Origin of the sequence: Shewanella sairae (genome assembly GCF_023283535.1) — a bacterium.
In the GTDB taxonomy this organism is placed as follows: Bacteria; Pseudomonadota; Gammaproteobacteria; order Enterobacterales; family Shewanellaceae; genus Shewanella; species Shewanella sairae.
Window position 1 is genome coordinate 1 of sequence record NZ_JAKILT010000090.1, and the last position, 9,561, is coordinate 9,561.

11 protein-coding genes are annotated in these 9,561 nt (G+C 42.2%); 6 read left to right on the forward strand and 5 right to left on the reverse strand.

What is annotated here, in order from left to right; translation table 11 throughout:
* Positions 1 to 73: 73 nt before the first annotated feature.
* From L2748_RS22125 to L2748_RS22145, 5 genes are read right to left on the reverse strand one after another with little or no spacing between them, the layout of a single operon-like run.
* Complete coding sequence (locus L2748_RS22125; protein WP_248957754.1) at positions 74 to 274, reverse strand: hypothetical protein; 201 nt, start codon at positions 272 to 274, stop codon at positions 74 to 76.
* A 21-nt stretch (positions 275 to 295) separates the two neighbouring features.
* Entirely contained in the window at positions 296 to 1,246 is a 951-nt protein-coding gene (locus L2748_RS22130) for an HpcH/HpaI aldolase/citrate lyase family protein (RefSeq protein WP_248957755.1), read from the reverse strand.
* Complete coding sequence (locus L2748_RS22135) at positions 1,246 to 2,397, reverse strand: cysteine protease StiP family protein (protein ID WP_248957764.1); 1,152 nt, start codon at positions 2,395 to 2,397, stop codon at positions 1,246 to 1,248. The genes L2748_RS22130 and L2748_RS22135 overlap by 1 nt, the downstream gene beginning before the upstream one ends.
* The gene (locus L2748_RS22140) at positions 2,336 to 3,130 is read right to left on the reverse strand and encodes an HAD family hydrolase (RefSeq protein WP_248957756.1); all 795 of its coding nucleotides are present in this window, start codon (positions 3,128 to 3,130) and stop codon (positions 2,336 to 2,338) included. The genes L2748_RS22135 and L2748_RS22140 overlap by 62 nt, the downstream gene beginning before the upstream one ends.
* Positions 3,123 to 4,256 (reverse strand): phosphoribosyltransferase domain-containing protein, encoded by a 1,134-nt coding sequence (locus tag L2748_RS22145; protein WP_248957757.1) that lies wholly within the window; start codon positions 4,254 to 4,256, stop codon positions 3,123 to 3,125. The genes L2748_RS22140 and L2748_RS22145 overlap by 8 nt, the downstream gene beginning before the upstream one ends.
* Before the next feature lie 305 nt (positions 4,257 to 4,561).
* Here L2748_RS22145 and L2748_RS22150 point away from each other — a divergent pair, with 305 nt between their 5' ends.
* The 6 genes from L2748_RS22150 to L2748_RS22175 all read left to right on the forward strand — a co-directional run bounded on the left by L2748_RS22150 (position 4,562) and on the right by L2748_RS22175 (position 9,086).
* Positions 4,562 to 5,152, forward strand: coding sequence for a TerD family protein (locus tag L2748_RS22150; protein WP_248957758.1), 591 nt, complete (start codon positions 4,562 to 4,564; stop codon positions 5,150 to 5,152).
* Positions 5,152 to 6,267 carry a TerD family protein gene (locus L2748_RS22155; protein ID WP_248957759.1) on the forward strand — a complete coding sequence of 372 codons (1,116 nt, stop codon included), beginning with the start codon at positions 5,152 to 5,154 and terminating at the stop codon, positions 6,265 to 6,267. Before L2748_RS22150 ends, L2748_RS22155 begins: the two co-directional genes overlap by 1 nt.
* 25 nt (positions 6,268 to 6,292) lie before the next feature.
* Positions 6,293 to 6,745 carry a tellurite resistance TerB family protein gene (locus tag L2748_RS22160; RefSeq protein ID WP_248957760.1) on the forward strand — a complete coding sequence of 151 codons (453 nt, stop codon included), beginning with the start codon at positions 6,293 to 6,295 and terminating at the stop codon, positions 6,743 to 6,745.
* A 22-nt stretch (positions 6,746 to 6,767) separates the two neighbouring features.
* Positions 6,768 to 7,802: a TerC/Alx family metal homeostasis membrane protein gene (locus L2748_RS22165; protein ID WP_248957761.1), complete on the forward strand. Its 1,035-nt coding sequence runs from the start codon at positions 6,768 to 6,770 to the stop codon at positions 7,800 to 7,802.
* Between the two features lie 39 nt (positions 7,803 to 7,841).
* Positions 7,842 to 8,423 carry a TerD family protein gene (locus L2748_RS22170; RefSeq protein ID WP_248957762.1) on the forward strand — a complete coding sequence of 194 codons (582 nt, stop codon included), beginning with the start codon at positions 7,842 to 7,844 and terminating at the stop codon, positions 8,421 to 8,423.
* 84 nt (positions 8,424 to 8,507) lie between these two features.
* Positions 8,508 to 9,086 carry a TerD family protein gene (locus L2748_RS22175; protein WP_248957763.1) on the forward strand — a complete coding sequence of 193 codons (579 nt, stop codon included), beginning with the start codon at positions 8,508 to 8,510 and terminating at the stop codon, positions 9,084 to 9,086.
* Positions 9,087 to 9,561: the final 475 nt, after the last annotated feature.

Below are 9,561 nucleotides of genomic sequence, written 5' to 3' on the forward strand. Positions count from 1 at the left end.
AGTTATAATGGCGGCTTGACCCCAAATGAATCTGAACGAAGATTTTGGAATACGTACAAGTCCGTGTCCAGTTTTACTTGACCACTACAGAGTGATTACTCTTACTGTATTTGATCCTAGTGTTATATGCATTACGAATATCACGTAATGTACGCGTGAGCGTTGCACCAGAGCAATCAGCGTGCTTGATTATTTTATTTGCAGGCACTGATTCACCCGAAGACAACAATACTGTAAGTGTAATAATGCGCTTCTGTTTTGTGTTTAATACCATTTAATATGTGATCCTAATTTCCTATACACTTGCTACTACAACTACATTTGAAGATGAAGACTCAGTAGGATAAATACCAAAATAATGTACACGTTCTAACACACTCTTTGCCCAGTGGCGATGCGTTGCGGGTTCACACATTGCACCTCCTGATTTAAAGACGGCCTGTGATGAATTAAAGATTCGCAGGGCATCTTGATGGTCAAGTGAGCTTACCATTAGGGCATTTTGAATCACGGGAATTTGATTTGGATGAATAGCAGTTTTACCTACTAAGCCATGAGCCAAATCTAGTGCCAATTCTTTTTTTAACAGCCGATGATCATCAATATGTTCACAGACTGGAGCTGTCAAGGAGAACCCTTTTGAGGCGAATACAGCAACTAGCATCTTAATGACGTAACCCATAGGGCCATCATATAGAGTAAACTCCCAGGGACGCCTTAAAGAAATACAATTCATTAGGTCATTCCCCCCAATTCGAAGGGCTATTATCTTGTCATGACATTTATGTACTTTCAGCGCAGAGGCTAGTTCTTGCATTGCGTTAACGTCAAAAACATCTTCAGTCTCCAACGTAGGCATCCAATACAAGTGAGTCGACTCTAGAATGACGGTCCATTCGTTCAAATTGGAAAGGTTGAATTTAGGAAGCACAAATCCATCAACAGCCGATAAGTCATAATCAGCCGTTAATTGCCTACCTATCTGTTCGTTTCTCGGACGAATAAATACTAGTGGCCATTCAGCATAATTAATGCGCTGCTTAGCTTCTGAAAGGGCGGTCAACATTTCCTTAAGGTTGTTTAAAGCAAAAGCTATATCTTGATCTGAAACCGCATCTTCTAAGCAAATAACTAAAGAACGCAATCCATCGATTTTGCCAGTTACAATAGTATCTAAAATATCGGTGCGAGTAGCTGGCATGTATAGTGTAGCTCCCAAACTATAAGCAGAAAGTTCCTTTTTCATTAAAGCACCTTTTTGATAATTGTCACTGCACGATATTGGCCGATAAGATCGCCAACTTCGGAAATCTCTACGCCTTTCTCCTTTGCGAGATAGACCAACAGAGATACATCTGGATCATTAATTGAGCGAACAAGCACATGGTCTGGCACTCTACGCAATACTGCGCGTGTTGCTTCTGCGATGCCGGGCTTGATACGATTTGGGTTTGATATATTATAACGGTAGGCAAGTAGAGACATGATCGCTTTGCTTCGTTCCCATTCCTTTGCTTTAATTGAACCACGCGCTTTAATATCAATGGTTAGGACGTCAGAAAGTATGATTTCTTGGCAAGATTTTTCAACAGCATCAGCCAATGATAAACCGCATTCATACTCACGAAGGTGATTACAGACCATACAATGATGAAATCCTTCATCGCTATAAAGTGAGCGGGAGATCATCCCCGACACAGGAGCTCCCATTATCCCAAAAGGAATTAGCCAATCATCGTCGGTGGCCGACATCCAAGCGCACCCACAAGGATCAGCTAAGACTACTAAGCGAGGTTGAGTGGGATAGCCTTCCCGTCCGTTAAGTGCCTTAGTCAGCTCATTAGCGATAGCGCCCTTACCTGTCCAACCGTCTACCCACACGATTCCTTCCGTTCCATGCCGTCCTTCAATAACTGCTAGAGCGACTTCATCAATACCGCGATCACGAATAATACTGATCCCATAGTGATAAGACTCTCTCCCCATAATTGCTAACTCTCGTTGTAGCATTACGCCTAAGGGTACTCCAGCGCGAACTAGACTGGCCAAAACAATCGGAGTATTGCCGTACTCCTTCGCCAAGGCTACTGCTAGCATTTTAACTTCCTTCGCAAGCCGTTTTGCTCCAATGGAGTATGCCTTATTAAACAATTCAAGATGATATTGAGTTGGCTCGGGCTCTTGACTCAGCATGTCTGAGTAATGTTTCTCCCCTGACTGGATTAGCGTCTCTTTTTCTTCTATTGAGGTGAATTCAATCGTCACCGCTTTTAAAAGAAACTCAACATCACCTTGACGGTAAGAACCAGAAAAAATAGGTGAAATATTCAAAATCCTACTCTCCAAATAAGTGAGCTTTGATTGCTGAAGAAAACTGGCTCTGCTTTGGTACACCATACCAAGAGCAAAGTTTGAGAAAACTGAAATCTGTAAGGCTATCACCAAGGCCAATAGTTGGGAACGTGCCTCGTTCTGCTCTCAACTTTTCGAGAAGGAAGTTAGCGGCTTTACCTTTTTCTATGCAGGTAGGTAATAATGTCATATTGTTGCTGTTACGATGTATGTAAAAACCTTCAGTTCCAAATATTCCCTCAATGTCATCACCAATAGCATGTAGTTCGTTTATCTTCGTGCTATCTCTATGTTTTAAGATTAGATAGATAGGGATTTCATTGTATTCATAGTTAATACGAGCCCATGCGTCAATCCCTCTTTCTGCTATCAATGCAGTAATGGCTTTCTGCATATCTAACAAGCGTTTACTATATGAGGTAAGCTCTTCTACAATGTGTTCTTGCCATTGAGTGTCATATTGACCATCAGGAGACAGAATAACTGCTCCATGAGTAGTTATTGCCCATGAGTTAAATGGTATTTGAACCCTGGCAAATTCGTCTGTGCCACGAGCTGTTACCGGAATAACATCTGCGTTTGCTAGAAGCCAATTAGCAAGCAAGGCCTGCTCTTCATTCATAAAGCTGCGCGGATCGAGGAAACGATCTAGAGCGCCAACACATACAGGAACTTGAGCGAGTTCATCCACCATTTTACGCTTGGTTTGAAACAACGTGTCGTCCAAATCAGTGAACACTACTGGGTTGAGATTATTTGATATAAACCGGTTATTCATAATTAATGACTTCTACATGTTTAGCTATATTGCATAGAGCGCTAAGCAAAGCGGGATCAACACTTTCGGCCGGCGTTTCGCAGCACAAAAATACAGAGTCGAATTGCTGATGAGCCACGTTATAAACAAAATTAGGGATGCCCAAACCGTAATTATCGGTAAAAGTAATAACAGACTCTATCGCGTGGCCAATAGCAATAGGTGATCTGGTAGTAGAGCTGAAATAGACCTCAGCCCCTAATTTTTCCAATTTTTCGGCCATTAAAAATGGTAACCATACAAACTCACAGGTGCCAAGTACTAACACCTTCTCAGAAGGTGAAACGCTGACATTATTTCTAATAACGCATGCGGGGTCATCCATCCCCAAGCGCCCCCAACATTGATTACCGACAATTTCAACAGTACCTTTTGTTGTGACATTCACGCTTGGCATGATTGGTAACTCAGCTTCAGGATTAACATTCCATGACCATTTACCTTGAACCAAAGAGATAGACGTTACTTTCGGACCTATAATCCTTTCAAGTACTGCGTCTTGACTCCAATCCGTTAATGTTAATGTAACAAGTTGTTCAATGTCATTCATGCCTGCATCAATAAGTGCTGCAAAAAGGTTGACAAATGTGTTGCCAGTTGTCGCTTCATCATCAATAAGAACGAGCGATTTTGCCTGTGCAACGCGCTTAGCTAAAACTGGGTCTTCAGGCCAATAAATGAGGTGGTCGGTCGCGTGCGAATGAGTTTCTTTGAACTCGCACATTGGATTACCATTAATAGGATGACGGGTAGAGGTTAGGAATACGGATTCGGATAACGCTCCTTTTGCCTCTTGGTAAACACCCGCTGCCAAACCGACAGCAGTTTCGGCCATGCCGATAAAGATTACTGGCTCGGGCAGTTCTGAAGGCAACTCAGAGGCAATTGACTGGTACGAATTGCGCATCACGCTAGGTCTGATAGGGATATGGCGACCTAAAATTTTACTGACGAATAGGAAAGCTCGTTTTGGGTTGCGGCGTTCAGCAATCTCAAAAAATTGATCCAATGGTGTCGAATGCGAACTGACGACAGTTAACTCGCCAGTGGATAGCTTACGCCGAAAAACCTGTTCGGTTTGGCTCATTACCTATATACCTCTTATTTTATTAAACCGATTGTAGTTAGGCCAAGGAGAACTCTTTGCATCAACCAAATAGATTTGGAACATTCGTTATTCTGAAATAGGTGTTCTCGATTAATCGCTATGAACTTTAATATTAAATGTGATGCTAATCAATCGAATTATGATTGACTTGGCTCTAGGTCTGGTTGAATATTGAATAAAAGTAAAGGGTTGACAGCTACGGATACCTTCGTTCTGGTTACTCATTGAAAATCCGCCTAGGCCTCGGAAGGTAAGGCATAAACTAAAATTGATAAGGAATTAAAATGGCTTCAATTTCTTTGGAAAAAAAACAGTCGGTTTCACTAACTAAGCAATCTAGCTCTCCTTTAACCCGCCTTAAATTTGGCATTGGTTGGGACCCCGTTCAAAAATCTGGTTTTTTTGGAAAACTGTTTAGTAGTGGAGATTCTATTGATCTTGATGCCAGCGTTGTTTTGATGGACGCTAGCGGCAATAAACTTGATACAATATGGTTCCGTCAATTAAAGTCAAAGTGCGGTTCTGTCACTCACAGTGGTGATAATCTGACTGGTGAAGGGGATGGTGATGATGAGAGCATCAGCATTGATTTAACTCGCTTGCCCGCAAATGTTGAATATCTAGCCTTCACCGTTAATAGTTTCCGTGGTCAAACATTTGATGATGTAGAGAACGCTTTTTGTCGTGTTGTAGACCAAGGCTGCAAAGAATTAGCTAAGTTCACCTTAACCGAACAAGGTAAGCACACAGGCATTCTTATCTCTTCTCTTGAACGTAGCGGCGGAGAGTGGACATTTACAGCTCATGGGCTACCCTGTCGCGGACGAGTCATTGACGATATGCTGGGTGAAATCGTTTCAGCATTGGTGCGATAGTGGAGCTTATTCAAGGGGGCAACGCCCCCGTTCCAACACAACCACTAACAATAAGAGTTACTTCTGGTGGTAATGTTGATGTATCGGCTTTCCGGCTTTATCAAAACAATAGAGTGCAAGACGACATTGATATGGTTTTCTATGGTCAGCCTTGCAGTGACGACGGCGTAATTATACTAGAAGGCGGCTCGTTAAATACCTCATTCAACATCAACTTAGGTGCAATTCAAGAGTCAGTGCAAAAAATAGCCTTCACCGCTACAGTAGATGGCAATCAAGTGATTGGCAATCTACAAACCCTTAAAATTCAAGTGGAGCAAAGTGGTAACACCTTAATTACTTGTAATGTACCGATGAATGGTCGCAATGAATCCGCGCTGATTTTAGGGGAACTATATCGACGTAATGCAGAATGGAAATTCCGCTTCGTATCTCAAGGTTTTAATGGTGGTCTTAAACCTCTAGCAGAACATTTTGGAGTCGAGGTAACAGATGAATCAACACCAACAATCAGTTTGCAGAAAGTGACACTGAGCAAAGATAAACCCAGCATCAGCTTGACCAAGCAAGGTGATAAGTTTGGTAAAATCCGTATTAACCTGAACTGGCATCGTGGCTCCCCCCATAAAGGCTTCTCGCTGTTCAAGCGTGACAATGGCGTTGACCTTGACTTGGGGGCATTTGTAAGAACTAAAGACGGTGACCGAACTGTCGTACAAGCTTTAGGCAATAGATTCGGAAGTATGAACAACACCCCTTTTGTTGAACTGCAAGATGATGACCGTACTGGTGACAGTACCAATGGTGAATGGTTATTCATTAACGGCGAACAGTGGGAAAATATCAGTGAAGTGCTTATTTTCGCATTTATTTACGAAGGTGTGCCTAATTGGGAAAGCACTGATGGTGTAGTAATTATGCATTTGGAAGGACAACCACCGATAGAAACACGACTCTCAGAAGGTCATTCAAGTCGCGGCTTGTGTGCGATTACAAGACTGATTAATAACGGCGGCGCTATCAAGGTTGAGCGTATAAACCGTTATTTTACAGGACACCAACAAATGGATGAGGCTTTTGACTGGGGCTTTCGCTGGAAGGCTGGTAGTAAATAACTAAATAAAACAAGGAGAAGGCAACATGTCATTCTTTAATAAAGTACGTAATGCAGTAAGCACAGGTCACGCCGAGTTAGCTAACCAGGTAACTCGTTTCAAGAATAAAAAGTTTATGGAAGGTACTGTTGCCGTTTGTGCATTTATCGCTGCTGCATCTAACGGGGTTAGCACTGAAGAAAAGCAGAAGATGGTCGGATTTATTAAAAATTCAAACGAGCTAAAAGTCTTCGACACAGAGGAGGTGATTTCGTTTTTTCAAAAAATCATCTCTAGTTTTGAGTTTGACGCTGATATTGGTAAAGGGGAAGCTTTAAAATACATTATTGCGTTAAAAAGCGATGAGGCGGCTGCGCAATTAGCTCTGCGTGTCGGTGTTGCTGTTGCAAAGAGTGATGGCGACTTCGATGAAAGCGAGAAAGCTGCTGTTAAAGACATCTGCCAGGCACTCGGGTTAACTCCGTCTGACTATCAATAGGCATATTTAAGGAATTAAATAAATGGGTTCAACGAATATTGGCTTTCCTCCAGAAACAGTAGCTGTTTTTTTGCTACTTTCGGTAGGGGCGATCCTTATTGACCTTTTCATGCACCGGGGGGATAAACCTATCCCACTGAAAAGCGCTGTTATGTGGTCGATTTTTTGGGTAGCAATCTCGTTCGTGTTTGCTGGTTTCCTCTATGTCCATCATGGAGCAGAAGTAGCTAGCCTGTTCGTGACCGGTTATGCACTCGAAAAAGTGCTATCTGTCGACAACCTGTTTGTGATAATGGCAATTTTCTCTTGGTTTGCGGTACCAAACGGCTTTCGCCATCGTGTTTTGTACTGGGGCGTGATTGGCGCAATAGTATTTCGCGGTATATTCGTTGCAATCGGTACCAGCTTGTTATCACTTGGCCCATGGGTTGAGCTGGTATTCGCAGTAATCGTTTGCTGGACAGCCATAATGATGCTCAGAAGTGGCAATGATGACGATGTAATCGAAGACTACTCTCAACATGTGGCTTATCGCTTGGTAAAACGCTTTTTTCCAATTTGGCCTAAGATAACTAGCCACGCTTTCTTATTGAAGCAATCAGAAGTGGATGCGGAATTGGCTAAGCCTGAAAACGCTGACGTTCAAGTTGGGCGTGTTGGAAAAGCGGCTTTCTATGCAACCCCTCTAATGCTGTGTTTAGCAGTAGTAGAGTTGTCGGATGTAATGTTTGCATTTGACTCTGTGCCAGCTGTCATCGCTGTAAGTCGGGAGCCTCTGATCGTCTACAGTGCCATGATGTTTGCCATTCTTGGTCTGCGTACTCTGTATTTCGTTCTAGAAGCACTAAAACAGTACCTTGTACATCTTGAAAAAGCGGTAATAGTTCTGTTGTTCTTCATTGCACTAAAGCTAGGCCTAAATGCAACCGCTCACATCTTCCAACATGAATATACCATCTCCGCAATGGCAAGTTTAACAGTAGTTGGTGTTGTGTTGTTTTGTGGAGTATTTGCAAGTTTCGTATTTCCCGAGAAAGCCGAAGCAAAAGCAAAGTAAACCTATTCAAACCTCTAAATTAAGAAAGGAATAAAAAAAATGGCAACAGTTTCTCTATCTAAAGGCGGTAACGTATCACTAACTAAAACCGACCCTACGATGAAAAAGGTGCTGGTTGGCTTAGGCTGGGACGCGCGATCTACTGACGGGCAAGACTTCGACTTAGACGCTTCAGCATTTCTATTAGGCTCAACAGGTAAGGTGCGTTCGCCAGAAGATTTCGTGTTCTACAATAACCTACGAGCTGCTGGTGATGCAATTGAACACACAGGAGATAATCGAACAGGTGCCGGCGACGGAGACGACGAAAGCTTAAAGGTCAATTTAGATACACTGCCTACCGACGTTGCTAAAATAGTGTTTGTTGTAACTATCCATGATGCAACGGTGCGTAATCAAAACTTTGGTCAAGTGACCGGTGCATTCATTCGCCTAGTAAATGAAGATTCGGGTAAGGAAATTACTCGTTTTGACCTGTCAGAAGATGCTTCGACGGAAACTGCAATGCTGTTTGCTGAGCTATACCGTCAAAACGGCGAATGGAAGTTTAAAGCTGTAGGACAAGGCTATAAAGGCGGATTATCTTCTGTTTGTGCTGAATACGGTGTATCTGCCAATTAATCAGTTGGACGTTTAGTCATTTAAATCTAGAGCGGGTTTTCCTCGCATTGAAGGGAGTATTCCCTAAACATTAGGAGCTTTAAAATGGGTGTTTCTTTAGCTAAAGGCGGCAATATTTCTTTAACCAAGACTGATGCAGGCTTGAAAGTGGTATTAGCGGGTCTAGGTTGGGATCAGCGTGTTACAGATGGAACAGAATTCGACTTAGACGCCTCGGTATTTATGGTTGGTGAAGACGGTAAAGTTCTATCTGATGCAGGTTTCATTTTCTACGGTCAAAAAAATAGTCAATGTGCTTCAGTGGAGCACCAAGGTGACAACCGTACAGGTGCTGGTGATGGTGATGACGAGCAGATTAAAATCGATTTAACTAAGATCCCAGCAGACGTCAAGAAACTAGTTTTCGCTGTTACTATTCATGAGGCAGAACAACGTAAGCAAAATTTTGGCATGGTAAGTAATGGCTATATCCGAGTTGCAAATAACGATAGTCAAGTAGAATTGGCACGCTTTGATCTGTCTGAAGATGCTTCTGTTGAGACGGCAATGATCTTCGGCGAACTATATCTACACGGTGCAGAATGGAAATTCAAAGCCGTAGGCCAAGGCTTCGCCGGTGGTCTGCGTGCATTAGCGACTGTTCACGGTGTAAATCTGTCTTAAATACACAAATAGTTAATCTTTAAAGGGCAAACACAGCAGAGTTTGCCTTTTTTAATTGGTTTACGTTAGGTATACCCTAAAGGGCTGCGCTAGTCCTGGTAACACGTTTCTGCCCCTTTATCTGTTATAGCCAATTAACAGCATAGAGCTGGTGACAAGCCTATAGACCTACTTTTACTAATCAATAAATGGAAATCATTAATCACTTTCGATAAGACATCAGTATCAATGCTCATTTTCAAATTTTGGCGCTAGTTTATCCAGAGTAGCTCTGATAGAGTCCCTTATAGAATAATTGCCTTAATTTAGTAAACTTTAAATAATAGGTATTATTAAATACGCATGCGCGTTTTGCTAAATATGTGCGCCTGCGCACTAGACAAATTTTAGTGATACAACGAATATCGGCGTTTTTCAAGGTAGTTATAATGAAATTCCCCTTAGTGGCTTTATTATTATTCTTAGCTTTGATAGG